Below are 24,540 nucleotides of genomic sequence, written 5' to 3'. Positions count from 1 at the left end.
GCCTACTCCCCCACGGCGACGGGCGCGACCGGAGCCGACGGCGTCTCCCGCACGGGCAGCGGCTCGGTCGACACGTCGCCGCGCACGCGCTTGAGCATGACCTCGGCGCTGATGATGCACATCGGCAGGCCGATGCCGGGGATCGTGGAGCTGCCGGCGAAGAGCAGCCCGTCGACGTGCCTGCTGACGTTCCCGGCGCGGAAGAAGGCGCTCTGCGAGAGGACGTGGGCCGGCCCGAGCATCGAGCCGCGCCAGGCGCCGAGATCGCTCTCGAAGTCGGCCGGGCCGATGGTGCGGCGGACGACGATGCGCTCGGCCAGATCGGTCGCGCCGGTCCAGGTCGCGATCTGCGCGACGGCCTGGTCGGCGATGGCCTCGACGCGCGCGTCGCCCGCGCCGTCGACTCCGCCGTGACCGATCGAGGTGTCGGCCGGGATCGGCACGAGCACGAACAGGTTCTCGTGCCCTTCCGGAGCCGTGCTCGCGTCGGTCGCGCTCGGGCGGCAGACGTAGATCGACGCGGGGTCGGGGACGGTCGGGTGCTCGCCGAAGATCTTGTCGAAGTTGTCGCGCCAGTCCTTCGTGAAGAGCAGGGTGTGGTGCTCGAGCTCGGGCAGCTCCCCGCGCACGCCCAGGAGGACGAGGACGGCGCTCGGGCCGGGCTCGCGCTTCTCCCAATAGGACGGCGGGTAGGTCCGCAGCTCCTCGGGGAGGAGCGACTGCTCGGTGGTGAAGAGGTCGGAGGCGTTGACGACCAGGTCGGCGGGGATCCGCTCCGTGCCGTCGGGGCCCGTGAACTCGACACCGACGACCTCGGCGCCTCGGCGCCCGCCGCGGGGCGAGCGCGCGGTGAGGATCCGCGTCGCGGGCGAGGAGGTGCGGACGGTGACGCCCGCCTCCTCGGCGACGTCGGCGACCGCCTCGATCAGCTTCGTGAATCCGCCCATCGGGTAGAGCACGCCGTCGGCGAGGTCGAGGTGGCTCATCAGGTGGTACATGCTCGGCGCGGCGAACGGCGAGGAGCCGAGGAAGACGGCCGGGTAGCCGAGGATCTGGCGCAGCCGGTTGTCGGTGACCGCCGTCGCCGCGAACGTGTCGAGCGGCGTGAGCAGCAGGCGGCCGAGCCTCCCGGTCCGGCTGAGCACGTCGCGGCGCAGCAGCGGGAGGAAGGAGGAGAAGCTCGTGTAGAGGAAGCGGCGCTTGGCCATCTCGTAGGTGTCGCGCGCGGAGTCGAGGTACGCGCGCATCCGCTCGCCCGCTCCGGGCTCGATGCTCTCGAAGAGCGCGAGGTTGGACTCGAGGTCGGCGAGCACGTCGATCGGCTCGTCGACGCCCTCGCTGTAGACGCGGTAGCCGGGGTCGAGCGTGACGAGGTCGAGGCGCTCCTCGGCGCTGGTGCCCATCAGGCGGAAGAAGTGGTCGAACACCTCGGGCATCAGGTACCAGGAGGGACCGGTGTCGAAGCGGAAGCCCTCGTGCTCCCATGAGCCGGCGCGGCCGCCGACGGCCTCGCGCGCCTCCAGGAGGGTCACGTCGTAGCCGTCGCGCGCGAGCAGCGCGGCGGAGGCGAGCCCGCCGATCCCGCCGCCGATGACGACGGCGCGGTGCGGGCCGGTCCTCGAGCGGGTCGCGCGGACGGGGCCGGGGCCCAGGCGCGGGCCGAGGGTCGAGACGGCCGCCCTCGCGGCGAGCGCCGCCTTGGTGGCCGTGGGCACGCTGACGCGGGCGCGGAGGAGCTCCTCAGCGGGCGTCGCGCGGATCCGGTCGGCCAGGGCGGCGAAGAGGGAGTGGGCGAGCAGGACCGCGCGCCGGCTGGAGCGCGGGAGCTCGGGCACGATGGCGGCGGCCTCGGCGAGGTCGTCGTCGAGGTCGGCGAGCAGCGAGGCCTTGTCGCGCTCGGAGAACGCGCGCGGGTCGATTCCGGGGAAGTAGCTGCGGCCGAGGCCGTCGACGTCGGCGGCGAGATCGCGGAGGAAGTTGACCTTCTGGAACGCGGCGCCCAGGCGGCGCGCTCCGGCCACGAGCCGCTCGCGGGCGGCCTCGGAGACGAGCCCCGCGTCCGGCGCCGCGAGGAACACGTGCAGGCACATCAGCCCCACGACCTCGGCGGAGCCGTAGACGTAGGCCTCGAAGGACTCGGGGGTGTGCTCGGTCTCGCGGAGGTCGGCGCGCATCGAGGCGAAGAACGGACGGGTGAGCTCGGTGCCGAATCCTGTCGCCCGAGCGGTCCGCGCGAAGGCGTGGATCACGAGGTTGGAGCTGTAGCCGGAGGCGAGGGCGCGCTCGGTCTCGGCCTCGAAGGCGTCGAGGGACTCCTCGACCGCGGCCCGGTCGAGACGGGCCTCCTCGGCGACGCCGTCGACGATCTCGTCGGCGACGCGCACGAGGGCGTAGACGTCCTCCACCCGCACGCGGACGCCCGGGGCGAGCAGGCGCGTGGCCAGCCCGAAGGAGGTGGAGTAGCGGCGGATCACCTGCGCGGACGACTCGTGCGCGACGCGGTCGTACAGTTCGCTCTGGCGGCTCATCGTGCCACCGTACGGGGGCTCGGCCGGGCGGAGCGCATCGTCGCGCGCATCCGCGCGTGGCGGGCAGCGCTCATCGGGTGCGTCCGACCACGCTGGCCACCAGCGGACGGACCTCGTTGCGGAACGCCTCCGACACCGCGGGGGTCTCCAGGGCCGCCCAGGCGCGGTCGGCGAACTGGTTCGCGAGCCCCTCGGCGTAGCTGCGGGCGCCGCACTCCTCGAGGATGCCGCGCACCTTCTCCGCGGTCTCCGGCGCGAGGTGCTCGTCGCCGATCAGCGCCTCGATGTCGGGCCAGCAGTCCGTGCCGGCCGCGTGGGCGATGAGGACGGTGCGCTTGCCCTCGCGGAGGTCGCCCAGCGTGGTCTTGCCGGTCTGACCCTCCGAGCCGAAGACGCCGAGCAGGTCGTCGACGATCTGGTAGGCGATGCCGATCCAGCGGCCGAACTCGCCGAGCGCGTCCACCGCGGCGTCCGAGGCTCCGGCGAGGATGGCTCCGGCCTGGAGCGGCGCCTCGAAGGAGTAGACGGCCGTCTTGAGGCGCTCCATCTCGAGCACCTCGTCGACCGAGGGCATGCCCGGCATGAGGGAGAAGTCCACATCGGCCAGCTCACCCGCGGCCGAGGCGAAGACGGCTTCGTCGAGCAGGGTGAGCAGGCGGGCGCGCACGCCGTCCGAAGCGCCGACGCCCTCGACGAGGCGGTGGGCGCCGGTGAGGGCGAGGTCTCCGGCGATCACGGCCACCGAGGTGCCGCGGTGCTCGGCGATCGGGATGGAGAGGCCTGCGGTCGTCGCCTCGTCGCGGTAGCTGCCCGAGACGTTCGGGCCGCCGCGGCGCACGAAGTCGCGGTCGATCACGTCGTCGTGCACGATCAGCGCGGTGTGCAGCAGCTCGAACGCCGCGCCGAGATGGGCGGCGGCCTCCGGATCCTGGCCGCCGTGGGCCTCGTACGCCGAGATCACCATCAGCGGGCGGAAGCGCTTGCCGCCGCGGGTGTTGGCCTCCAGCGTCTGCCAGAGGGTCAGGTAGCGGGGTCCGAGACGCACCGCCCGGGACCTCGCCAACGAGAAGAACCTGTCCAGGACGGCATCGACGTGCTCCTGCCTCAACCGGGACAGAACCACGGGGTCGCGCGTATCCACGTGGGAAGGCTAACAAAGGGGAGAACCCAAACGATAAGCCGGCTGATGTGTTGCGGCGTGCTTGACTTGCGGGTATGACTTCGCCAGCCGCCACTGTGCAGACGGACCGGATCGAGCAGGTGGTCCTCCTCGACGAGGCCGGGAACGCCGTGGGAGTCGCCGACAAGGCGACCGTGCACGACACGGCCACTCCCCTGCACCTCGCGTTCTCCTGCCACGTCTTCTCCCCGGACGGCGCGCTGCTCGTGACCCGCCGCGCGCTGGAGAAGCGCACCTGGCCGGGCGTCTGGACCAACTCCTTCTGCGGGCATCCCGCCCCGGGCGAGCGGATCGAGGACGCCGTCGTCCGCCGGGCCGAGCGCGAGCTCGGCGCCCGACTGGCCACGCTGGAGGTCGCCCTGCCGGACTTCCGCTACCGCGCGGTCGACGCGTCCGGCGTCGTCGAGAACGAGATCTGCCCCGTCTACACGGCGACGTTGTCGAGCCGCGACGCCCTCGATCCGCGCCTCGACGAGGTCATGGACTACGAGTGGGTCGACGCCGAGGCGACGCTCGCCGCCGTCCGCTCGACGCCGTGGGCGTTCTCCCCCTGGCTCGTGCTGCAGCTCCCCCGCCTGCTCGGCTGACCCCCGCGCCCGGATCCCTCCCCGCGAGATGCCACTTCGGTACGCATTCACCGGCGTGTCGCGTACCGAAGTGGCATCTCGCGGAGGGCGTCAGTCGGCGTAGACGTCCGTGCGGTGGAAGTTGAGCGCCGAGCGCGACGCGGTCGGGCCGCGCTGGCCCTGGTACCGCGAGCTGTACTCCGCCGAGCCGTAGGGCTTCTCGGCGGGCGAGCTGAGGCGGAAGAAGCACATCTGGCCGATCTTCATCCCCGGCCAGAGCGTGATGGGGAGCGTCGCGACGTTGCTGAGCTCGAGGGTGACGTGGCCGGTGAAGCCCGGATCGATGAACCCGGCGGTCGAGTGGGTCAGCAGCCCGAGCCGCCCGAGCGAGCTCTTGCCCTCGAGTCGCGCAGCGATGTCGTCCGGCAGCGACACCTCCTCGTAGGTCGAGCCGAGCACGAACTCTCCCGGGTGGAGGATGAACGGCTCGCCCTGCGGCGTCTCGACCAGGCGGGTCAGCTCGGGCTGGTCCTCGGCCGGATCGATGTACGGGTAGCGGTGGTTGTCGAACAGCCGGAAGAAGCGGTCGAGGCGCACATCGACGGACGACGGCTGCAGCATCGACGGATCGTGCGGGGCGAGCCCCACGCGGCCGGAGGCGAGTTCGAGCGAGATGTCGCGGTCGGAGAGGAGCACGCTGCGATCCTAGAGCGTGGCGCGACCCCGGGGCGTGGGCCGGTCGCGGGCCTTGCTACGATGTCCTGGTGCGCCCGAGCGGCGCCGCGCGAGTGTAGTTCAATGGTAGAACTTCTGCTTCCCAAGCAGATGGCGCGGGTTCGATTCCCGTCACTCGCTCTCCTCCCCCTCGCCCGCGACCGGTCCTCCGTCCGAGGCGAGCGGCTCCTCCTCCAGCGCTGCAGCGGCGTCCGTCAGCCCAGCGGCGTCCGGTCAGCCCAGCAGCGGCAGCCGACCGACCATCTTGTCGATCCGGTTCCTCGGCCCCACCAGGCTGACCGCGAGGTACTGCAGCTCGTCGGAGCCGCTCGCCGCCACGGCCTCCCTGTACTCGTCGTACACGCGGTTGGCCTGCGCCGAGGCGGGCATGTCGGCGACGAACGTCCCCGCGTGCGCCTCGGCCTTCGCCCGGATCGCGAGCAGAGCGGCCGCGTCGGCGGCGAGGACCGTGCAGCCGGCCCACGGCAGACCGGGATGCAGCGATCCGGAGGCGTCGGCGGGGCTCGGTCCGAGCAGTCCCGCGACGTGCGCGGCCGTCGCGGCGCCCACGCAGATCGCGGCGTTCACGGCGCGGCCGGCCGGGAGGGACTCGTCGACGACGACCACCCACTTGAGGCGGGCCGAGCGGGTGGGCGCGGCGGTGTCGATCTCGTCGGGGTGGAAGCCGACGGCGTCGGGGACGGGGACGGGGACGGTCATGCTGCTCCTCGGTTCGTGCGAAGTGACGTCACGAACAGTAGGCAGTCGAGATCGCCTGCGGCAGGATCTCCGTATGAACGACCAGCAGAACGGCCCAGGAGCGGCACTCGACGAACTCGACGTCCGGATCCTGCACATCCTGCAGTCGGATGCACGGATCACGAACCGGGACCTCGCAGCCGCCGTGCACGTCTCGCCGACCACCGCCCTCGACCGCACGAGGAGCCTCCGGCGCCGCGGCGTCATCACCGGCGCGACGCTCACTCTCGACTTCGCCGCCCTCGGGCGCGGCGTGCAGGCGCTGATCGCGGTCCGCATCCGTCCGCCGTCGCGGGAGATCATCGAGGCCTTCCGCGACTGGGTCGCCGGCCTCGACGAGACGGTCGGCGTGTTCGTCACCTCCGGCTCGGAGGACTTCATCATCCACGTCGCCGTCCGCGACAACCAGGACCTCTACGCCTTCGTCATCGACGAGCTGACCCAGCGCCGCGAGGTCGCCGACGTGCGCACCTCGGTCGTCTACGAGCACCTGCGCGAGCAGGTCGTCCTGCCGCTGGAGCCGCACGGCCGCGCGGAGCGGTGAGGCACCCGAGCGGCGTTCCGACGCGACACGCCGGGCGGATCCGCGGCCGCGCGCGGGATCGGGGGACGCAGAGGGCAGGGTGGAGGGGTGACAGAGCTCGTCCAGATCCCGTCGCCGGGCGTCGCCCTCGAGTACGGGCACCCCGGCCGGCCCGTGGTGGTCGTGCTGCACGACGTGTTCGGGCGCCTTCCGTGGCTGGAGCCGTTCGCTGAGGCCGTGGCGAAGCACGGCTACCACGTGCTCGTGCCGGACCTCTACGACGGCTGGGCCACGCTCGCCCCGGAGGACGCGCGAGACCTCGCCGCGATGGCCGCGCAGGACCGCACCCTCGCCGCCGTCGCCGAGGCGGTCGGCACCGGAGTCGCGGCCGGGGCCCCGCGCAGCGCCGTCATCGGCTTCGGCTTCGGCGGCCGCCTCGGGCTGCTCGCCGCGGGCACCGGGCTCGTGGACGCGGTCGTCGCGTACTACGCCACCCTCGGCGCCCAGGAGCACGTGCTGGTGCCGTGCCCGACCCTCCTGCACTACGCGCAGAGCGACGAGTGGCCCGCGGGCGACGACCCGGAGTCGTTCGTCGGACGGCTGAAGGAGTCGGGGACGCCGGTCACGGCGCACACCTACCCGGACACGCAGCGGCACTTCGCGAACGGCAACCTGCGCGACGCGGTGAGCCCCGCCTCCGCGGCGCTCGCCTACGCGCGGACGCTCTCGTTCCTCAATCCGCAGCTCATCGACACCTGAGCGCTCAGCCCTGCACGTCGTGCAGGTGGTGCTGGACGTCGTGCAGGTAGTACCGGGCGATCGTGTCGACCGTGAAGGCCGCGCCGTCGCTGCGGCGACCGCGGCGCTGCCACTGGGCGCCGGCGACGGAGTCGAACACCTCGGCGATGCGCTCGGCCGACTCGACCAGCTCGCGGCCGACCGTGGCCGGGTCCTGCTGGTCGTAGCGCTCCTCCACGGCGGTGACGTCCTGGTCCCAGTTGGGGTAGAGCGGGTCGTCGCCGGCGAGCATCAGCTGCACGCGGGTGCGGTAGATGCGGTGCACATCGCGCACGTGCGCGGCGTACTCGAGCGGCGACCAGGTCTCGTCGTCGGGCCGGCCCGCCGCGTCGTCGCGGTCGAGCACGTAGGGCCACGCGGCGGCGTTCTCGCGGATGAGCCCGGCGACCTCGTCGGCGTCGACGAGCGAGGCGTCGAAACCGCACTCGAGGCAGGGGCGCTCGAGGACCCAGGTCCAGTCCTTGGTGTCGGGAGTGATCGGCATGGCACCAGAGTAGGGCGCCGCCGGGTCAGCAGCGCGTCGGGGTGCCCTGTACGGCGCCGCGCTCGCCGTCGGCCGTCCACGGGAGCTCGGGCAGGCCCTCGGCTCCCGCCGCGGCTCCCTGCTCGACGGCGATGGCTGCCAGGGTGCGGGCGACCGTCGCGGCGAAGTCGCCACCGGGCGTCGAGCTGTTGATCGAGACGGCCACGGTCAGGCCCGAGACCGGGTCGGAGTAGGCCGCGGTGACGAAGCCGGGCGCGAGGCCCGAGAAGCCGCGGAGGGGTCCCGCCTCGTGCCCGCCGAGCCCGGCGCGGAGGTAGTCGGCGCGGCCCTGGCCCTGGACGACCGGGTCCTGCCACATCGCGTCGCCCGCGGGATCGGTCGCGAGGCCCGTCGCCAGCCGCCGGAGGTCCTCGAGATCGGTCAGCGCTCCGCCCGCGGCGCCGAGGGCGGACGGGGACGCGGCGGTGACGTCGAGGCGCACGTCGCAGCGCTTCTCCCCGGTCGCCGGGTCCAGCGCGACCGCGTAGCCGCGGGGGGACGGAGCGGGCAGGTCGACCTCGGAGGCGCCGGGCAGCTCCGTGCTGCGCAGCCCGTACCGCGGCACCACGTACTGGTCGTAGAGCTCCCCGATGCTCCGACCGGTCACCTGCGTCGCGACGATGCCGGCGAGCAGCGGACCGGTGGCGGAGTCGGACCACGCCGCTCCGGGCTCGGCCGAGGCGCCGCGCACCTGGGCGGCGGCGAGCAGCTCGAGCGTCGGCCACTGCCGCGGAGGGTTCTGGAGCACGGTCGGCCAGAGGGCCGAGCGGAAGTCGGCCAGGCCGGAGGTGTGCGCGCAGAGCTCGCGCAGGGTGAGCCCGTCGATGCCGGGCAGGGAGCGGAGCGTCTCGCCGACGTCGGCGTCGAGGTCGACCCGGCCGGAGTCGGCGAGGGCGAGGACCACGTCGCAGGTCATCGCCTCGGTGCCGCCGGTGCCGAGCCGCAGGTGCGCGTCGGTGGTGAGGGCGGTGGTGCGCTCGTCCGACTCCCAGCCGACCGCGCCCTCCCAGCTGCCGCCCCACGGCGACCAGACTCCGGCGACCGCTCCGGTCGCGCCGGCGACGCCGACCGTCTCGTCGAGGAACCCCGTCAGCGCGGAGGCGAGCTCCTCCGGTGCTTCCTGCGCGGGCGCCTCCGCCACCCGCGAGGCGGCGGCGGGCGTGCAGCCGGCCAGTGCGAGAACGAGGACCGGGACGACGAGCAGTCCCGTCCGCGTCCGTCTGCGAGATCCCATGCCGTGCGACTCCCCCGTCGTCTGCGAACGGCACCACTGTACGGGGGCGCTGTCCGGCCGGAGAGGGCCGCTGAGCGCCCGATCGCGATTCGTGTCCTGACCGTGACCGGCGGAGTCCACCCCGTTCCCAAACCGGCAGGCGCCGGGTTACGAAGAGAGAGAGTACAGCGCAGAGGCGCTGCTCCAAGGAGGTAAGAGACCATGCGCAGATCCCCCAATCGTCTGCTGGCGACTCTCTTCGGAGCCGTCTACGTCGTCGTCGGGCTCCTCGGCTTCGTCGTCACCGGAGGCGTGCAGTTCCTCTCGACCGAAGGCGGGCTCCTGCTCGGGATCTTCGAGGTGAACCCGCTGCACAACATCGCCCACCTGCTCATCGGAGGCGCGCTGCTGATCGCGGGACTGTCGACCGCCGCCGCGGCGAAGACCGTCAACGTGACCGTCGGAGCGGTGTACCTGCTCCTGGGCATCGTCGGCTTCTTCCTGGTCGACACCGCCGTGAACGTGCTGGCGCTGAACACCGCCGACCACTTCCTGCACCTGGCCAGCGCGCTGGTGCTCCTGGGAGTCGGGCTCGGCACCGAGAAGACGGCGAGGACGCGCACCGCCGCGACCGCCTGACCCGGGCGGCACCCGCCGCCCCCCTCTACTCCGTCCGCCGTGGGCCCGCCGTTTTCCGCGGCGGACGGACTGAACGGCCCCGGACGACACGATGCGGTGTGTCGATCCGGGGCCTCCTCTTCTTCCCCGAACCAGCGAAGGAGCCGCCATGACCACCGTGGCCCGCTGCAACGCCGCTTTCGCCGGACTCGGCGCCGGGCTCGTCCACCTCTCGCTCGCCGCCGGCGGCGAGGGCGTGCAGGCTCCGGTGATCGGTGTCCTCGGCGCCGTCGAGATCCTCTGGGCGGTCCTCGTCCTGGCGCGCGGCCGGATCGTCGCGGCGCGCACGTCGCTGGTCGTGGCGGTCGCCTCCCTGGCGGCGTTCGCGCTCGCTCTGGCACTGGGCGCACTCGCCGAGCCCCTGCCCGCACTGGCCGCCGCGGTCCTCCAGCTGATCGCGGTCGCTGTGGTGGCCGTCTCGCTCCGCTCTCCTCGCGCGGAGGAGAAGGCCGTCTCGCCGTCGCGCGCGCTCGTCGGGCTCCTGGCCGGAGCGCTCACCGTCTCGGCCCTCGCCACCCCCGCCATGGCCGCCTCCTCGGGCGGCTCGGGCGACATGGGCGGGATGATGCACTCGGTCGTCGACGGCGGACACGGGCACTGACGCCCTCTGGTCCCGGCGACTCCGCTCGGCTAAGGTAAGGCCAACCTAAGCAGCGAGGGAGGCCACCGTGTCGAACGTCATCCCGTTCTCCGAGGCCCTGCGCCTGCGCATCGGGCAGTCCGGCGCGGACGACGAGGGCGCCGCCTTCATGACCTCGCTGATGACCGGCTCCGGCAGCCGCGACGACTACATCGCGCTCGTCTCGCAGCACTACTTCGTCTACGAGGCCCTCGAGGCCGTAGCGGAGGACATGGCCGGCGATCCGGTCGCGGAGCCGTTCCTCTCGGCCAAGCTCACCCGGCTCCCCGCGATCGCGGAGGACCTGCGCTTCCTCGTCGGCGAGGACTGGCGCGAGCGCATCCGCCCGCTGCCCTCGACCAGCGCCTACGTCGACCGCATCCGCACCGTGGCCTCGGGCTGGAGCGGCGGCTTCGTCGCCCACCACTACACGCGCTACCTCGGCGACCTCTCCGGCTGCGCGATCGTGCGCGGGCTGCTGCAGCGGCGGTTCGGCTTCGAGACCAACGGCGTCGGCTTCTTCCTCTTCGGCGAGATCGCCGCGCCGTCGACCTTCCGCGCCACCTACCGCGAGCAGCTCGACGCCGCGGGCTGGGACGAGGAGGAGCGCGAGCGGGTCATCGCGGAGGTCGCGGAGGCGTACCGGCTGACGACGGAGCTGTTCCGCGATCTCGCCCGGACCCGCGCGGCGGCCTGAGGCCCCTGCTCCGACGTCCTCCTCCGGGCGTCAATCCGCCGACGCCTCCGCGACAGCCGCCGGCTCCGCCCGCCGCTCGGACATGAACCGCAGCACGTCCTTGTCGACGATGATGTCGCTCGGCCGGAGCGGCCGGGTCAGGTAGAGGCCCTCGAGGCTCGTGATGCGGCTGAGCGCCACGTAGGTCTGCCCGGGCGCGAACGCGCGCTGCCCGAGATCGACCACGGCCGAGTCGTAGGTCTTGCCCTGCGACTTGTGGATCGTGACCGCCCAGGCCAGCCGCAGCGGGAACTGCGCGAACTCGGCGACGATCTCGCGGGTCAGCTTCTTCGTCGCGGCGGAGTAGGAGTAGCGGTAGCGCTCCCAGGTCGCCGGCTCGACCTCGTGGACCTCGCCGTCGACCTCGACCCACACCGTCCCCGCGACCTTCGTCACGCGGCCGATCGTGCCGTTCACCCAGCGCTGCTCGGAGTCGTTGCGCAGGAACATCACGTGCGCGCCGATCTTGAGCTCGAGGTTCTGGTCCGCCGGATACGCGCGCCCGCCGAAGTCGCCGCTGATCTCGGCCGAGGCGGTCTTCAGCGGGCCCTTCAGCCGCGCCAGCGCCGCCTGGTTGATGCGGTTGACCGTGTCGTTGCGGGTCGCGAGCGTGATCGCGTCGTCGGCCGGCGGCGTCCGCGCGCCCGCCGCGTTCAGCACGTCGGCGATCTCCTTCGTCACCATGCCGAAGCGGACCGCGTTGAGCATCCACTTGAAGCGCTCGTCGCTCTGCCGGTGGATCCGGCCGAGCTCGACGATCCGCAGCGGCGCCTCCTGCCAGACGAGGGCGTCGAAGAACCACAGCGAGCGGTAGCGGTCGGCGAAGTAGGCGCGCTCCTCCGGATCGCCGGGGACGGGCGCGAGCTGGAACGGGTCGCCGAAGAGGACGACCTGCACGCCCCCGAACGGCTCGGAGCGCCGCTGCCGCGCCTGCCGGAGGCTGCGGTCGATCCCGTCGAGCAGGTCGGCGTTCACCATCGAGATCTCGTCGATGACGAGCGTGTCGATGGTGTTGAGGAGCTTGCGCAGCTCGGGCGGCTGGTCGAGGTCGGAGTCGGCGATGACGCCGATCGGCAGCCGGAACAACGAGTGGATGGTCTGGCCGCCGACGTTCAGGGCCGCGACCCCGGTGGGGGCGCAGATGACGATCTGCTTGTCGGTGTTCCAGCTCAGGTGGTTGAGCAGGGTGGACTTGCCCGTGCCCGCGCGACCCGTGACGAACAGGTGCTCGCGCGTGTTCTCGATGAGGTCGAAGACCCGCTGCTGCTCGTCGGAGAGGGTCGGCTGAGTCACCGCTCCACTGTACCCAGCGGAGACAGGCGCCCCGCCTCCTCCCCCGTCACCGCCGGCAGGAGCAACGGTGACGGAGGCCTGGGGAGGAGGCTCTGCGACCGGCTCACACGTCTCGGACGCGGGTGACCAGGAGGGCGGGCACGACGGCCGCGGCGACCCAGGCCAGCGAGGCCAGGACGGCGGTGCCGACGCCGACGCCGGTGCCGGACTCGTCCGGCAGGCGGGAGAGCGTCGACCCCAGGCTCGAGAGGAGATAGGCGGACGCATCGGTGATCCACTGCGCGTCGAGGAGCGAGCCCGCCAGCGAGACGACGATCGGGAGCACGAAGAGGACCCCGACGGCGGTGCCGATCGCCGCCGCGGAGCTGCGCAGCAGCGCGCCCAGCCCGACGGCGAAGGCCCCGACGACGGCGAGGTGGAACGCGCCGCCGACGAGTGCGCCGAGGACCTCGCCGTCGACCACCGGCGCCGCTCCCCTGCCCGCCAGCCCGGAGGCGATCAGGGCGAACGACCCGCCCGTGGTGATCAGGCCGAGCACGAAGGCGACGAGGGCGACCATCGCCGTGCGGGCGAGCAGCGAGGGTAGACGGCGTGGGACGGCGGTGTAGGTCGACCGGATCATCCCGGTCGTGTACTCCCCTCCGATCGAGAGGGCGCCGAGGACCGCGACGACGAGGCCGACCAGCTGCAGGTGCACGGTGGCGGCGGCGACCGCCAGCTGAGTCGCCCCCTCGGCGGATCCGACACCGTCGAGGGTCCCCCCGAGGATCGCCGCGAGACCGAGGGCGAGGAGGACCGAGACGCCGAGCGACCACCAGGTGGAGCGGACGGTCGCCAGCTTGAGCGCCTCCGAGGCGACGACTCCCCCGGCTCGGAGCCGGACGCCGTCGAGAGTGGAAGGACGGGGTGCGGTGCTCTGAGCGGTCATCGGACGGCTCCTTCCGTGGCGGAGGCGGTCGCGGTGGCGTACTCGACGGCGTCCGCCGTCATCGCGGTGTAGGCGTCCTCGAGCGAGCGGGTCAGCGGTGTGAGGGCGTGCAGGACGATGCCGCCGCGCAGCGACAGCTCGCCGATCGCGGAGGCGTCGAGTCCCTCCACCTCGAGCCCGCCCTCGGTGCGGGCCACCCGGGCGCCGCCTCCGGCGAGCAGCTCGGCCAGGCGGTCGGCCTCGGGGCTCGCGACGCGCACCCGGGGGCGCGCCTCCGCGAGGAAGTCGGCGAGGGGGGCGTCCGCGAGGATGCGGCCCCGGCCGAGGACGATGATGTGATCCGCCGTCTGCGCCATCTCGCTCATCAGGTGCGAGGACAGCAGGACGCAGCGGCCCTCCGCCGCCTGGCCCCGCACGAAGTCGCGGACCCAGCGCACCCCCTCGGGGTCGAGCCCGTTGACCGGCTCGTCGAGCAGGAGCGTCCGGGGGTCGCCCAGCAGGGCCGTCGCGATGCCGACCCGCTGGCCCATCCCGAGCGAGAAGCCGCCCACGCGCTTGCGGGCGACGCTCTGCAGCCCGACGAGCTCGATCACCTCCTCCACGCGTGCGCGCGGGATGCGGTGGGTCGCGGCGATGACGCGGAGGTGGTCGCGGACCGACCGCCCCCGGTGCGCCGCCTTCGCGTCGAGCAGGGCGCCGACCTCGCGCAGCGGAGCCGAGTGCTCGGCGTAGGGCCGGCCGTTGACGCGGACCGAGCCCGACGTCGGCCGGTCCAGCCCGACGATCATCCGCATGGTCGTCGACTTGCCGGCCCCGTTCGGGCCCAGGAAGCCCGTCACCCGTCCGGGCTCGACGGTGAAGTCGATCGCGTCCACCGCCGTCTTGGCGCCGAACCTCTTGGTCAGTCCTCGTGCCTCGATCATGAGGCCCCCTTCGCTCGTCCGAGCCGCCCGGCGCGGCCTCGGAGGAGGGCCCGGCCCAGCGGCGCGGCCAGTCTAGGAACGAAGGCGCCGTCGGCGTCGGACGTGGCGCGAGATGCGGGGGTGCGCCCACCCGCATCGGGGGGGGGCTGACCCCCGTACCCCGGGGCGTCAGCCGCGCTTCTGCAGGGCGGCCAGGCGGTCGTTGTAGGCCGTGAGCTCGGCCTCTCCGGTGCGGTCGGCCTGACGGTCGCGGCGCTTGGTCTCGCGGGCGTCGGAGCGGCTCCACATCATCGCCACGACGATCGCGAGCGCGAGGGTGGGGATCTCGCCGATGCTCCACGCGATGCCGCCGGCCGCCTGCTGATCGGCGAGCGCGGAGGTACCCCAGCCCATCGCCCCGTACCAGTCGGCGAGGAGCAGCCCCTCCCCCGTCATCAGCGCGAGGCCGAAGAAGGCGTGGAACGCCATCGTGCCCAGCAGCAGCAGGAGGCGCATCGCGTAGGGCACGCGGTGCACGCTCGGGTCCACTCCGATCAGCACGCTGACGAACAGGTACCCGGTGATGAGGAAGTGGACGATCATCCACTCGTGGCCGATGTGGTCCGTGGTGGCCCAGCGGAACAGCGGGGAGTAGTAGAAGCCCCAGAGCGACCCCACGAACAGCAGCGCGGCCACGATCGGGTGCGAGATCGCGGTGGCGAAGCGCGAGTGCACGGCGAGCAGCACCCACTCGCGGGCGCCGCGGGAGCCGTCGGTGCGGCGGGCGGCGGCGCGGGCGATCAGCGTGACCGGTGCCGCCGGGACGAGCAGCAGCGGCACCGCCATCGTGAGGACCATGTGCGAGAGCATGTGGGCGCTGAACAGGTACTTCTCGTACGCGTTCACTCCGCCGTTCGTGATGTAGGCCAGGAGGAGCATGCCCGCGATCCAGAGGATCGTGCGGTGCAGGGGCCAGCGGTCGCCGCGGCGGTGCAGGCGCACCACTCCGGCGACGTAGAACGCGATGGCGAAGGAGCAGACCAGGAGCCAGACCAGGTCGATGTTCCAGAGCGTGAGGAAGTTCATCGCGCTCGCGGGCGGCGGCAGGGGCTCGCCCGTCAGCAGCTGGGCCGGGGTCGGATCAGTCAGCTGGCTCGCGGCGATCTGGTCGACCGGGGTCGCGGTGCGCGCGAGCGCCGCGGCGACTCCGGAGGCGATCCCCATGAAGGCGATCTCGGCGCCCACGAGCCACCAGAAGCTGCGGCCGCCGACGCCGCCCGCCTTCCGCATCCGATCGATGAGGTAGCGGCGCTGCAGCACGCCGAACAGGCCCAGCGCGACCAGGGCCGCGACCTTGACCAGCACGAGGATCCCGTAGCCGGTGAGCAGGTTGTCGAGGGTGGCGAGCCGGAGCTCGGCGCTGACGTAGCCGGACGCCGCGACCACGACGAAGCTCACGAGCGCGAGGCTGGAGTAGCGCTCGATCACGGGCAGCAGGCGGGAGCCGCCGAGCAGGGGCCGCAACGCGATGACGGTGATGAGGCCGCCCAGCCAGATCGCCGCGAAGACGAGGTGCAGGCCCAGCGCCGTGACGGCGGCGTCGTGCCCGCTCGCTCCCGCCGCGTGCCCCTGCTGCGCCATGGGCAGCAGCGTGAGCAGGGCCAGGCCCGTGACGAAGACGAGCGCGGTCTGGTTGCGGACGGCGAAGCAGAGGACGGTGACGACGGCCGCGAGCAGGGTCGTGATGAGCCAGGCCTGGCCGACCTCGATGCTGCCGATGAAGTAGCTGAGCTTGGTGCCGAAGTCGCGGTCGAGGCTCAGGGGCGTCTGCGTGACGTTGAGGAAGGTCAGGAACCCGGTCACCGCGCTGGCCGCCGCGAAGAAGGCGGCGCTGGCGGCGGCGACGTCGAGGGCGATCGAGAACTCGGTGCGCGGCTCGGGCGCGGCCCCGGCGGGCGCGGTGCGCGCGGGGGCGACCGCGGTGCGCGTCGATCCGGCGCGGGACGAGGACTGGCCACCGCGCGAGGAGGCGTGGTCGGCGCGCGAGGAGGCGTGCGCGGTCGACGCGCGGGACGACGACCGGGCGTCGCGCGCGGCGGCGGCGCGGGGGCTCAGCGCGAACAGCGTCAGCACGAGCGAGCCGATCATGCCCGCGGCGCCCAGATTGACGGCGAGCTTGGCGATGGGGAGGCCGTAGCGGACCACGGGGCCGGGATCGTTCAGCAGCGGAGCCGCGGCTCCCCCGCCGAAGGCCAGGGCCGCGAGGAGGGCGACGAGCGCTGCGGCGACGAGCACGAGCGCAGGGCCGACGATCCGGACGGTTCGATTCACCGCTCCAGCCTACGTTCCGCGGCTGATCGGGAGCCGCGTCCGCGGACGATCGGCGGCCGCGTCCGCGGACGACGACGGCCCCGGCGCATGCCGGGGCCGTGTCGGAGGGCGCGACTACTTCGCGGCGGCCTTGAGCTTGGTGCCCGCGGAGACCTTGACCGAGTGGCCGGCGGCGATCTGGATGGTCTCGCCGGTCTGCGGGTTGCGGCCGGTGCGCGCGGCGCGGGAGGTGCGCTCGACGGCGATCCAGCCGGGGATGGTGACCTTCACGTCGTTCGACACGGAGTCGGCGAGGGTGGTGAAGAGCGAGTCGAGGACGCCGTTGACGGCGGCCTGGCTCTGGCCGGAGTCGGCGGCGATCTTCGCGACGAGCTCGGTGCGGTTGAGCGACTTGTCAGCCATGGAGTGTCCTCCCAGGACGTTCTCGCTGTCGGAACAGCTGGTTTCGATGGATCGTCCTCGGCCGGGGACGGACGTCCTCAACCGGTCGGACCGTCGGTAACCTACCAGCCCCGCCCCGGATCTCCGGCGATTCCGACCTCGAGACGCCCGGAACGACGCCGATCGCGCCGGTCGGTCCCTCCACAGGAGGCGCTCGGCGCCCCTCGTCCACCGATCCGCCGATCGCCTCTCCGCGGGGCCCACCGCCTGACGAGGATCGGCGCATGACGACGACGGCATTCCTTCCTCCACCCGCTCCGGCCGGCTCGGGCCTCCCCCGCCCGCCGCGGCTGCACCCTCCCGCCCGTCGACCGTACGAGCCCGGGCTCGCGGCGCTCGCGCTGGGCCTGCTCGCGCTCGCGTCCTCCGTGCATCCGCTCTGGGCGCTCCCCGCGGTCGCCGTGGCGGTCGTCGCGGTGACCGCGTCCGTGCGGGCGCTGCGGTGGACGGGCGAGCGGAGGAGCGCGGTGGCCGGGCTCGCCTGCGCGGCTCTCGCGCTGCTCGTCTGCTCCGTCACGGCACCCGCCTCCGTGCGGGCGGGCCTCGCCGTGCTGGCCTGGATCGCCTCCCTGCGGCCCGGCCCGTGAGCGGGCGCGGCTCCGGTCCAGCCCGCCTCGCTACAGTGACGGCGGCCCGCGCCCGAGCGGGCCGGGAGGACGGCCACGATGGCTCAGACGGACGGTTGGATCTCGACGGCGATCTGGTGGCACGTCTACCCGCTCGGCTTCACCGGCGCCGAGGCGAGCGCCTCGGAGGGTCCGGGTCCGGACGACGAGCCGCAGCACCGCCTCCGCGCTCTGCTGCCCTGGCTCGACGACCTGCTGGCGCTGGGCTGCAACGGGCTGCTGCTCGGGCCGGTCTTCGCCTCCTCCACTCACGGCTACGACACGGTCGACCACTTCCGGGTCGATCCGCGCCTCGGCGACGAGGCCGACCTCGACGCGCTGATCGCCGCGTGCCGCGAGCGCGGGATCCGCGTTCTGCTCGACGGCGTCTTCAACCACGTGGGACGAGAGCACCCCTGGTGGCGTGCCGCGGTCGCGGCCGGCGAGGGCTCCTCCGAGGCGGCGCGCTTCTCCCGCAGCGAGCGGTCGCAGGAGGTCGACGGCCTCCGCGTCGACGTGTTCGAGGGCCACGACGCCCTGGTCGAGCTCGACAACGGGAACCCCGAGGTCGCGGAGCACGTGTCCTCCGTGCTCGCGCACTGGCTCGAGCGGGGCATCGACGGCTGGAGGCTCGACGCGGCGTACGCGGTCGCGCCGGCGGCCTGGCACGCAGCGATCGACCCCGTGCGCCGGCGCTTCCCCGACGCCTGGTTCGTCGGCGAGGTCATCCACGGCGACTACTCCGGCTACGTGCGGGAGTCGGGGCTCGACTCGGTCACGCAGTACGAGCTCTGGAAGGCCGTCCGCAACTCCCTCGAGGAGGCGAACCTCTTCGAGCTGGCCTGGTCGCTGAAGCGCCACGACGAGTTCGTCCGCGAGTTCCTGCCCCTGACCTTCCTCGGCAACCACGACGTGACCCGGATCGCCAGCGCGATCAGCGACGAGCGCCACCACGGCCACGCCACGGCGATCCTCGGCTTCGTCGCCGGCGTGCCGAGCATCTACTCCGGTGACGAGCGGGGCCTGCGCGGCGTCAAGGAGGAGCGGATCGGCGGCGACGACGCGATCCGCCCCGAGTTCCCGGCCGATCCCGCCGAGTGGCCGGGCGGGGAGGCGTACCGGGCCCACCAGGAGGTCATCGCGTTCCGCCGACGGAATCCGTGGCTGGTCGGCGCGAGCACCCGCACGGTCGACCTCTCCAACACCGCCGTGCTGCTCGTGGCGGAGGGCCGGGAGGGACGCACCGCGCGGCTCGCGCTGAACCTCGGCGACGAGACGGCGACCGTCGGCGGCGTCCAGGTCGCTCCCCACTCCTGGTCGCTGCACGACTGACCCGGCGCCCAGGCGGCAGGGCACTGCTCGACGGAGCATCGACCTCCGGGAGCCGGTCCTCTACGCTCGGGCGCATGCCGAGACCTGCACGAGGACCCTCCGACGGGCGAGCCGACTCGATCGACGACGCCGGGATGCCGGCGTCCGGACTGGAGCAGGCGTTCGCCGCCCCCGTCGACCCGGAGAGCGACCCCGGACCGGGCGAGAGGAGCGGCCTCTCGAGCCGCATCGCCCAGGAGCTGCTCGAGGACGGCTTCGGCCTCGACGCGAGCGACGAGGAGACTCCGTCCCGAGCGGTCGAGATCGACGACCCCGCCCGCGCCGTCGGCGACGATCCCGCCCACCCCGTGCACGGCTCGATGTCCGGCGAGTTCGAGCGCCGCTGAGCCCGGCCGCCCGCCGTCGGTCGGCCGTCGTCACCCCGGCGGTGCCGCGCCGCCCGCCGCCGGAGCCGGGTCCGGATCGCCCGCCTGCAGCTCGGCGAGGAATCCGGGACGGAGCACGCGCGCCTCGATCGACGAGGCTCCCGAGGTCCAGCCGTCGCCGAGCGGACGCCCGGGCGTGAGCAGCACGTGTCCCGGCGTCCCCGCTCGGCCGAGCACGGCGGCGACGCGGCCCTCCGGGTCGTAGAGGGCGTGGTCGACGAGCGGTCCGTAGACGGCGTGCACCGCGAAGTCCTCACGGCGGCCGAGGAGGACGGGCAGCAGCTCCTCGCCCGGGCGCAGGCCGTGGGGCCACCAGCGGAAGCGCTCGACGAGCTCGTGGCAGGAGGCGCACGAGGGCGAGAAGAAGACGAGGTGCGTCGCCGGGCGGGACAGCTCCTCGAGCGTCAGGAGCTCGCCGGCCACCGTGACGAACGCGAGGTCGGCGGCCGAGAGGTCGCCCTCGGGCGCGGGCCCCGGCGCGGACCCCCGGTCGGCTGCGGAGAAGCGGGCGGCCGCCCGGACGCGAGCGGCCGTCGACGCCGCACGGCGGTCGCGCACCAGCGCGAGCGAGACCGCGGCGAGCGCGGCGGCGAGGCCTGACGCCGCCGCCGAGGCCCCGCCGCCGCCGAGCAGCGCGGCCGGAGCGAGCCCGCCGAGCGCCCCGGCGACCGCCAGCACGAGCAGCACCGCGTTCCTCGCGACGGTGCGTCCGGTCATCCGCGCCGAGCCCAGGCCGCCGAAGCACTCGCAGTCGACGTCCTCCCTGGCGCGGACCGCGCGGACGGCGACGACGAGGAACACGGCGTCGAGGAGCGCCACCGGCACGAGGGCGGCACGGTGCAGCGGAGCGGGCGCCAGCACCACTGCGGCGCCCAGCGCGATCTCGACGACGGGGAAGGCGGCCGCGAACCAGCCGCGGCGCCGGAGGAGGGGCGGGACCCCGAGCGCCTCGAGGCTCACCCGGAACCGCTCCGTGCGGCCCAGCTTCAGGGCACCGCTGACGACGAGCACCGCGCCCGCGCACCACGCGGCGATCGCGAGAACCGCCTCCACCATCCGTCGCCTCCTCGCTCGGCACCGACCCGCGCGACGCTACCGGCGAGGACGGGCCTCCCGCGGCCGAGGCGGGGAACGGGACGGAGACGGCGCGAACGGGCGCCTTCCGCCCGCCCGACGAGCCGCTGCCGACACGTCCGGCGCGCCGATCCGTCCAGGCGTGGCGCTCCCGGGCTCCCTCCCGGTCCCGGACGCCCGCTCCGCCGTACACTGCGAGAGGATCGGAGGGGTCATGCGGGGACGGCGAGCGCGCGACGAGCGGCACGGCACTGCCGCGACCCCGACGGCGGACGCCGCTCCCCCGGCTCCGGTCCCGGCTCCGGTGCCCTCGGACTCGCCCGACGACGCCTCGGGCGACGTCTCGACCGGCATGCGGATCGCCGCCGCCTGGTCGTGGCGGTTCCTCGCCGTCGCCGGTCTCCTCTACCTCCTCGTGCGCCTCGTCTCGCTGCTGCCCGTGATCGTCGTGCCGGTGCTGATCGCCCTGCTGCTCACCGCGCTCCTCACCCCGCTGCGGAACCGGCTCGAGCGCCTGCGGCTCCCCCGCCCGCTCGCGGTCCTGGTCTCGATCGTCCTGATGCTCCTCCTGCTGACCGGCCTCGTCGGGCTGGTGGTCGTGCAGTCCCGCTCCGGCTTCAGCGGCGTGGGGCAGCGCGCTCTCGACGCGGTCGACGGCGTCGAGGCGTGGCTGCGGAGCCCGCCGCTGTCGTTCTCGGACGTGCAGCTCTCGGACTGGGCGCAGCGCGCGGTCGACTGGGCCGACGCGCAGGCGTCGACCATCGCGTCCGGAGCCCTCGCCGTCGGCTCCCAGCTCGCCGAGGTCTTCGCCGGGACGCTGCTCACGCTGTTCTCGCTGATCTTCCTGCTCCTCGACGGCCGCCGGATCTGGCACTGGTTCCTCCGCCTCCTCCCCCGCCGCGCGCGCCCCGCGATGGAGCGCGGCGGTGCCGCCGGCTGGCGGACCCTCAGCCAGTTCGTGATCGCGCAGCTCGGCGTCGCCGGGATCAACGCCGTCGGCATCGGCATCGGCGCGCTCGCGCTGCAGCTGCCGCTCGTCGTGCCGATCGCGATCGTGGTGTTCCTCGGCTCGTTCGTCCCGATCCTCGGCGCGATCGTGACCGGTGCGCTCGCCGCGCTGGTCGCGCTGCTGTTCAGCGGGCCGGTCGCCGCGCTGGTGATGGTCGGCGTCGTGATCCTGGTGCACCTGCTCGAGGGGCACGTGCTGCAGCCGCTGATCCTCGGGACCGCCGTGAAGGTGCATCCGCTCGCCGTGGTCCTCGGAGTCGCGACCGGGCTCGAGGTGGCCGGGCTCGCCGGGGCGCTGTTCGCCGTGCCGGCCATCGCGACGCTGAACGCGGCGGTCACCGCCATGCGGGCCCGCGCGCCCGTCGCGGAGTGAGCGCGTTCGATCCGGGCGCCCGACCCGGATCGACGGTGCTGCCCGCCCTCGCCTGCCCGGTCTGCGGCGGTGAACTCGCCCCCGATGCGCTCCCCCGGCCCTCCTCGCTCCGCTGCCCTCTCGGGCACAGTGCAGACCTCGCCCGCCAGGGCTACGCCTCGCTGCTGCGCGGCAGGCACGCGACCTCGGGCGACACCGCGGCGATGGTGCAGGCCCGCGCCGACCTGCTCGGCTCCGGCCACTACCGGGTGATCCAGGACGCGGTCGCCGCGGCCGTCCCCGGCGACGCGCGGCTCGTGGTCGACCTGGGCTGCGGCACCGGGGCGTACCTCGCGGCCGTGCTCGACGCGCATCCGGCGGCGGACGGGCTGGGCCTGGACCTCTCGGCCCCGGCCGCCCGCCGCGCCGCCCGCGCGCACCCCCGGGCGGCGATCGCGACCGCGGACCTCTGGCAGCCCCTCCCGCTGGCCGACGCCTCCGCCGACGCGCTGCTCACCGTCTTCGCGCCGCGGAACGCCCCGGAGATGCGGCGGGTGCTCCGTCCTGGCGGCGTCGCCGTCGTCGTCACTCCGCGCGAGCGGCACCTGCACGAGATCCGCGAGCGGTTCGGGATGCTCGGCATCGACGCCGGCAAGGCTGAGCGGCTCGACGAGCAGCTGGCGGGGTTCGCGCTCGGGGAGCGCATCGAGCTGGACACGGCAGTGCTGATGAGCGTCGACGAGCTGCGCGCCGAGGTGCTGATGGGGCCGAGCGCCCACCACGTGGACCCCGAGGCGCTGGACGCTCGACTCGCGGCAATGGAGGGGACGACCGCGGTGACGGTCGCGGTCACCGTGTCGCGCTTCGTGCGCGCGGAGTAGCGGCGGGCGCGCCGCCGGCCCCGCGTCAGTACGTCTCGCGCCGGCGCTCCTGGTCGACCACTGCTTCCCGGTCCGCGAGGCGGCGCAGGCCCGCGAGGGGCTGGGCCATCCGGTGGTTGCCGCGGAGGACCGGCTCGGCCCGGTCGAGGAAGGCCCAGTAGCCGGCGGTCACCGGACAGGCGTTCTCGCCCAGGCGCACCTTCGGGTCGAAGCGGCAGCCGCCGCAGTAATCGGACATCCGGTTGATGTACGCGCCGCCCGACGCGTAGGGCTTCGTCGCGACGACGCCGCCGTCGGCGTGCTGGGACATCCCGATCACGTTCGCGGGCATCACCCACTCCGTGCCGTCGACGAAGACGTCCACGAACCAGTCGTTGAGCTCCGCCGGGTCCCAGCCCCGCTGCAGTCCCCAGTTGCCGAGCACCATCAGGCGCTGGATGTGGTGAGCCCAGCCGTGACGGTGCACGTCGTCGAGAGTCTCGTGCAGGCAGTTCGCCTCGATGCCGCTCGGGTCGAGAGCGAGCAGCTCGGCGGGCAGCGGCGTGGAGGCGCCGAGCGCCCGGCTGCGGTTCCGGTACTCCGGGCCGAGGTGCCAGAACAGGTTCCAGACGTAGTCGCGCCAGCCGAGGATCTGGCGGACGAAGCCCTCCGTGGCCGCGATCGGGGCGCCGCCGGCGGCGTACTCGGCCTCGGCCGCGTCGATGACGGCGCGCGGATCGAGGACGCCGAGATTCATCGGGGCGCTGAGCAGCGAGTGCGCCATCGTCCAGTCGCCCGAGAGCATCGCGTCCTCGTAGGTCCCGAAGTCGCCCAGGCGCGACGACACGAAGTCGGCGAGCGCCGCCTCGGCCTCGGCCGGGGTCGCGGCGAAGCGGCGCGGACCGTCCGCACCGACCAGTCGGACCGCTCCCTCGGCCTCCCAGCGCGCCAGGTCGGCGCGCACCTCCTCGTCGACGTCGTCCTCCTCCGGCCACCACGGGTCGGGCAGGCCGAGCCGGGAGGCGCCCTTGGGCGGCGGCTGGCGGTTGTCGTGGTCGTAGTTCCAGCGGCCGCCCTCGGGCTGGTCGCCGCGCATCAGCACGCCGGTGCGCTCGCGGCTCCACCGGTAGAAGTCCTCCAGCAGCAGGCGCTTGCCGGAGCGGGCGAGCGCCCACTCGCGGAAGTCCTCCTCGGCCGTGATGAAGCCGCGGCTGGGCAGGACGCTCATGCCGAGCCGGCGGGCGAGGCGGCGGCCGCCGCGGGTCGGCGGATCGATGACCTCGAGATCGTCGCGCCCGGCGAGGGCCTCGCCGAAGGTCTCGGAGCGGACGTACTCGGCGCGGTCGCCGAGCTCGCGGGCCCGGTGGCGCAGCGCCGACAGCAGCAGCTGCGCCTTCGCGCGGTGCATCGGGCGGCGCCCGAAGGCCGATCGGGCCTCGACCAGCAGCATCGGGCCGCCGTCGTCGAACGCCGGGCCGAGCTGGCCGATGACGCTCCAGCGGGTGCGAGGGGGTCTGCTCATCCTCGGAGGCTAGGCGGACGGATCCGGCGCCGGTAGGAGTTGCGCGGCACGGATGTGCAGCCGCCACGTCTTGCACCCCCGCCCGCGATGCAGAAGTCTCGGAGCGAGCGCGGCCGATCCGACCGCGCACCGACGCGACGAAGCGAGGAGGCCGCCATGGCCCACCACGACCACGACAACGAGCACCACGAGGGTCACGAGCACCACGACCACCACGAGGGTCACGACGAGCACACCGCCGGCCACGGCCGTCACGTCGCCGAGGGCACGAGCACCGAGGACACCGAGGGCGGCGAGTACACCTCGACCGAGGGCGTCTCGCACACCGCCGGCGAGGCCGAGGGCAGCTACGTCGACACCTCGGTCAACGAGCAGGCCACCGCCGACAAGGGCAGCTACGTCGACACCAGCGCCGCGGGCACTTCCGCCGAGGGCGAGGGCGAGTACACCGACCGCGACGAGTGACCCGCGCTCGCGCCCAGGCGCCGCGCGTCCCGGCGGACCACCGCGCTCCGGCCGGTGTCCCGGCGGGGAGCCGGCGCCTCGGCGGGACGCGGGTGTCCGCCGGAGCTTCAGGCGGGCTTCAGCGGGCCCGCGGCTAGCCTGGGCTCGCGCGGGACTCCGCGCGCC

At 73.7% G+C, this 24,540-nt stretch carries 25 protein-coding genes and 1 tRNA gene; 13 read left to right on the top strand and 13 right to left on the bottom strand.

Translation table 11 applies throughout. The features are described 5' to 3' along the window. Positions 1-2 precede the first annotated feature (2 nt). Entirely contained in the window at positions 3-2,528 is a 2,526-nt protein-coding gene (gene crtI, locus C5C24_RS06925) for a phytoene desaturase family protein (protein ID WP_104304606.1), read from the bottom strand. A 70-nt stretch (positions 2,529-2,598) separates the two neighbouring features. Then, positions 2,599-3,573, bottom strand: a complete 975-nt coding sequence (locus C5C24_RS06920) for a polyprenyl synthetase family protein (protein WP_244229492.1) — start codon at positions 3,571-3,573, stop codon at positions 2,599-2,601. Positions 3,574-3,743: 170 nt separating this feature from the next. Here C5C24_RS06920 and idi point away from each other — a divergent pair, with 170 nt between their 5' ends. Then, a complete protein-coding gene (idi, locus tag C5C24_RS06915; protein ID WP_104222897.1) occupies positions 3,744-4,295 on the top strand; it encodes an isopentenyl-diphosphate Delta-isomerase in 552 nt (183 codons plus the stop codon). Positions 4,296-4,385: 90 nt separating this feature from the next. On the opposite strand, the gene dcd is transcribed toward idi, so the two are convergent. Beyond that, positions 4,386-4,970, bottom strand: a complete 585-nt coding sequence (dcd, locus tag C5C24_RS06910; protein WP_104304605.1) for a dCTP deaminase — start codon at positions 4,968-4,970, stop codon at positions 4,386-4,388. Positions 4,971-5,058: 88 nt separating this feature from the next. Between dcd and C5C24_RS06905 the strand changes: the two genes are divergently transcribed. Beyond that, positions 5,059-5,129 (top strand) — tRNA-Gly (locus C5C24_RS06905). A 93-nt stretch (positions 5,130-5,222) separates the two neighbouring features. Here the strand turns inward: C5C24_RS06905 and C5C24_RS06900 are convergent. Then, positions 5,223-5,708: a DUF2000 domain-containing protein gene (locus C5C24_RS06900; protein ID WP_104304604.1), complete on the bottom strand. Its 486-nt coding sequence runs from the start codon at positions 5,706-5,708 to the stop codon at positions 5,223-5,225. 73 nt (positions 5,709-5,781) lie between these two features. Here C5C24_RS06900 and C5C24_RS06895 point away from each other — a divergent pair, with 73 nt between their 5' ends. Together C5C24_RS06895 and C5C24_RS06890 are read left to right on the top strand one after the other, a co-directional pair. Then, positions 5,782-6,291 (top strand): Lrp/AsnC family transcriptional regulator, encoded by a 510-nt coding sequence (locus tag C5C24_RS06895; protein WP_104276246.1) that lies wholly within the window; start codon positions 5,782-5,784, stop codon positions 6,289-6,291. A gap of 87 nt (positions 6,292-6,378) precedes the next feature. Beyond that, positions 6,379-7,029: a dienelactone hydrolase family protein gene (locus tag C5C24_RS06890; protein WP_104281342.1), complete on the top strand. Its 651-nt coding sequence runs from the start codon at positions 6,379-6,381 to the stop codon at positions 7,027-7,029. 4 nt (positions 7,030-7,033) lie between these two features. Here C5C24_RS06890 and C5C24_RS06885 read toward each other — a convergent pair whose 3' ends face one another. Continuing rightward, complete coding sequence (locus C5C24_RS06885) at positions 7,034-7,552, bottom strand: DinB family protein (RefSeq protein ID WP_104304603.1); 519 nt, start codon at positions 7,550-7,552, stop codon at positions 7,034-7,036. A gap of 25 nt (positions 7,553-7,577) precedes the next feature. Beyond that, positions 7,578-8,825, bottom strand: coding sequence for a serine hydrolase (locus C5C24_RS06880; RefSeq protein WP_104304602.1), 1,248 nt, complete (start codon positions 8,823-8,825; stop codon positions 7,578-7,580). A 201-nt stretch (positions 8,826-9,026) separates the two neighbouring features. Here C5C24_RS06880 and C5C24_RS06875 point away from each other — a divergent pair, with 201 nt between their 5' ends. From C5C24_RS06875 to C5C24_RS06865, 3 genes are all read left to right on the top strand, one after another. Continuing rightward, positions 9,027-9,443, top strand: coding sequence for a DUF4383 domain-containing protein (locus C5C24_RS06875; RefSeq protein ID WP_104281340.1), 417 nt, complete (start codon positions 9,027-9,029; stop codon positions 9,441-9,443). Positions 9,444-9,591: 148 nt separating this feature from the next. Further along, a complete protein-coding gene (locus C5C24_RS06870; protein ID WP_104281339.1) occupies positions 9,592-10,083 on the top strand; it encodes a hypothetical protein in 492 nt (163 codons plus the stop codon). Positions 10,084-10,150: 67 nt separating this feature from the next. Further along, positions 10,151-10,798, top strand: a complete 648-nt coding sequence (locus C5C24_RS06865) for a heme oxygenase (biliverdin-producing) (RefSeq protein WP_104281338.1) — start codon at positions 10,151-10,153, stop codon at positions 10,796-10,798. Positions 10,799-10,828: 30 nt separating this feature from the next. Here the strand turns inward: C5C24_RS06865 and C5C24_RS06860 are convergent, their stop codons facing one another. From C5C24_RS06860 to C5C24_RS06845, 5 genes are all read right to left on the bottom strand, one after another. Next, positions 10,829-12,130 carry an ATP-dependent RecD-like DNA helicase gene (locus C5C24_RS06860; protein ID WP_104222908.1) on the bottom strand — a complete coding sequence of 434 codons (1,302 nt, stop codon included), beginning with the start codon at positions 12,128-12,130 and terminating at the stop codon, positions 10,829-10,831. A 103-nt stretch (positions 12,131-12,233) separates the two neighbouring features. Beyond that, positions 12,234-13,058, bottom strand: coding sequence for an ABC transporter permease (locus tag C5C24_RS18370; RefSeq protein WP_258065076.1), 825 nt, complete (start codon positions 13,056-13,058; stop codon positions 12,234-12,236). Beyond that, positions 13,055-13,981 (bottom strand): ABC transporter ATP-binding protein, encoded by a 927-nt coding sequence (locus C5C24_RS06855; protein WP_104276254.1) that lies wholly within the window; start codon positions 13,979-13,981, stop codon positions 13,055-13,057. Before C5C24_RS06855 ends, C5C24_RS18370 begins: the two co-directional genes overlap by 4 nt. Positions 13,982-14,149: 168 nt before the next feature. Then, on the bottom strand, positions 14,150-16,291 hold the full coding sequence (locus C5C24_RS06850; RefSeq protein WP_258065075.1) for a bifunctional copper resistance protein CopD/cytochrome c oxidase assembly protein: 2,142 nt from the start codon (positions 16,289-16,291) through the stop codon (positions 14,150-14,152). 114 nt (positions 16,292-16,405) lie between these two features. After that, positions 16,406-16,693, bottom strand: coding sequence for an HU family DNA-binding protein (locus C5C24_RS06845; RefSeq protein WP_056037903.1), 288 nt, complete (start codon positions 16,691-16,693; stop codon positions 16,406-16,408). A gap of 263 nt (positions 16,694-16,956) precedes the next feature. Here C5C24_RS06845 and C5C24_RS06840 point away from each other — a divergent pair, with 263 nt between their 5' ends. The 3 genes from C5C24_RS06840 (at position 16,957) to C5C24_RS18365 (ending at position 19,055) form a co-directional block, all read left to right on the top strand. Continuing rightward, the gene (locus C5C24_RS06840) at positions 16,957-17,319 is read left to right on the top strand and encodes a hypothetical protein (RefSeq protein WP_104304601.1); all 363 of its coding nucleotides are present in this window, start codon (positions 16,957-16,959) and stop codon (positions 17,317-17,319) included. A gap of 78 nt (positions 17,320-17,397) precedes the next feature. Further along, positions 17,398-18,669: an alpha-amylase family glycosyl hydrolase gene (locus tag C5C24_RS06835; protein WP_104276256.1), complete on the top strand. Its 1,272-nt coding sequence runs from the start codon at positions 17,398-17,400 to the stop codon at positions 18,667-18,669. A 74-nt stretch (positions 18,670-18,743) separates the two neighbouring features. Further along, complete coding sequence (locus C5C24_RS18365) at positions 18,744-19,055, top strand: hypothetical protein (protein WP_146082543.1); 312 nt, start codon at positions 18,744-18,746, stop codon at positions 19,053-19,055. A gap of 30 nt (positions 19,056-19,085) precedes the next feature. On the opposite strand, the gene C5C24_RS18360 is transcribed toward C5C24_RS18365, so the two are convergent. Further along, positions 19,086-20,150, bottom strand: coding sequence for a MauE/DoxX family redox-associated membrane protein (locus C5C24_RS18360; RefSeq protein ID WP_104304600.1), 1,065 nt, complete (start codon positions 20,148-20,150; stop codon positions 19,086-19,088). Between the two features lie 232 nt (positions 20,151-20,382). Here C5C24_RS18360 and C5C24_RS06820 point away from each other — a divergent pair, with 232 nt between their 5' ends. After that, positions 20,383-21,549 (top strand): AI-2E family transporter, encoded by a 1,167-nt coding sequence (locus C5C24_RS06820; RefSeq protein ID WP_104304599.1) that lies wholly within the window; start codon positions 20,383-20,385, stop codon positions 21,547-21,549. Further along, complete coding sequence (locus C5C24_RS06815) at positions 21,546-22,409, top strand: methyltransferase domain-containing protein (RefSeq protein WP_104304598.1); 864 nt, start codon at positions 21,546-21,548, stop codon at positions 22,407-22,409. Before C5C24_RS06820 ends, C5C24_RS06815 begins: the two co-directional genes overlap by 4 nt. 25 nt (positions 22,410-22,434) lie before the next feature. Here the strand turns inward: C5C24_RS06815 and C5C24_RS06810 are convergent, their stop codons facing one another. Then, entirely contained in the window at positions 22,435-23,910 is a 1,476-nt protein-coding gene (locus tag C5C24_RS06810; RefSeq protein WP_104304597.1) for a cryptochrome/photolyase family protein, read from the bottom strand. Between the two features lie 156 nt (positions 23,911-24,066). Between C5C24_RS06810 and C5C24_RS18230 the strand changes: the two genes are divergently transcribed. After that, positions 24,067-24,375 carry a hypothetical protein gene (locus tag C5C24_RS18230; RefSeq protein ID WP_104276262.1) on the top strand — a complete coding sequence of 103 codons (309 nt, stop codon included), beginning with the start codon at positions 24,067-24,069 and terminating at the stop codon, positions 24,373-24,375. The last annotated feature ends 165 nt before the right edge of the window (positions 24,376-24,540 follow it).

The sequence above is a fragment of the Rathayibacter sp. AY2B3 genome (assembly GCF_002931755.1).
In the GTDB taxonomy this organism is placed as follows: Bacteria; Actinomycetota; Actinomycetes; order Actinomycetales; family Microbacteriaceae; genus Rathayibacter.
This window is presented reverse-complemented; position numbering and strand designations above follow the sequence as displayed.

Coding starts and splice junctions, on each gene's coding strand:
- idi (WP_104222897.1), top strand. CDS start 3,744: ATGACTTCGCCAGCCGCCACTGTGCAGACGGACCGGATCGAGCAGGTG.
- C5C24_RS06895 (WP_104276246.1), top strand. CDS start 5,782: ATGAACGACCAGCAGAACGGCCCAGGAGCGGCACTCGACGAACTCGAC.
- C5C24_RS06855 (WP_104276254.1), bottom strand. CDS start 13,981: ATGATCGAGGCACGAGGACTGACCAAGAGGTTCGGCGCCAAGACGGCG.
- C5C24_RS18360 (WP_104304600.1), bottom strand. CDS start 20,150: ATGGTGGAGGCGGTTCTCGCGATCGCCGCGTGGTGCGCGGGCGCGGTG.
- C5C24_RS06900 (WP_104304604.1), bottom strand. CDS start 5,708: ATGACCGTCCCCGTCCCCGTCCCCGACGCCGTCGGCTTCCACCCCGAC.
- C5C24_RS06880 (WP_104304602.1), bottom strand. CDS start 8,825: ATGGGATCTCGCAGACGGACGCGGACGGGACTGCTCGTCGTCCCGGTC.
- C5C24_RS06835 (WP_104276256.1), top strand. CDS start 17,398: ATGGCTCAGACGGACGGTTGGATCTCGACGGCGATCTGGTGGCACGTC.
- C5C24_RS18230 (WP_104276262.1), top strand. CDS start 24,067: ATGGCCCACCACGACCACGACAACGAGCACCACGAGGGTCACGAGCAC.
- C5C24_RS06810 (WP_104304597.1), bottom strand. CDS start 23,910: ATGAGCAGACCCCCTCGCACCCGCTGGAGCGTCATCGGCCAGCTCGGC.
- C5C24_RS18370 (WP_258065076.1), bottom strand. CDS start 13,058: ATGACCGCTCAGAGCACCGCACCCCGTCCTTCCACTCTCGACGGCGTC.
- C5C24_RS06885 (WP_104304603.1), bottom strand. CDS start 7,552: ATGCCGATCACTCCCGACACCAAGGACTGGACCTGGGTCCTCGAGCGC.
- C5C24_RS06840 (WP_104304601.1), top strand. CDS start 16,957: ATGACGACGACGGCATTCCTTCCTCCACCCGCTCCGGCCGGCTCGGGC.
- crtI (WP_104304606.1), bottom strand. CDS start 2,528: ATGAGCCGCCAGAGCGAACTGTACGACCGCGTCGCGCACGAGTCGTCC.
- C5C24_RS06870 (WP_104281339.1), top strand. CDS start 9,592: ATGACCACCGTGGCCCGCTGCAACGCCGCTTTCGCCGGACTCGGCGCC.
- C5C24_RS06820 (WP_104304599.1), top strand. CDS start 20,383: ATGCGGGGACGGCGAGCGCGCGACGAGCGGCACGGCACTGCCGCGACC.
- C5C24_RS18365 (WP_146082543.1), top strand. CDS start 18,744: ATGCCGAGACCTGCACGAGGACCCTCCGACGGGCGAGCCGACTCGATC.
- C5C24_RS06875 (WP_104281340.1), top strand. CDS start 9,027: ATGCGCAGATCCCCCAATCGTCTGCTGGCGACTCTCTTCGGAGCCGTC.
- C5C24_RS06845 (WP_056037903.1), bottom strand. CDS start 16,693: ATGGCTGACAAGTCGCTCAACCGCACCGAGCTCGTCGCGAAGATCGCC.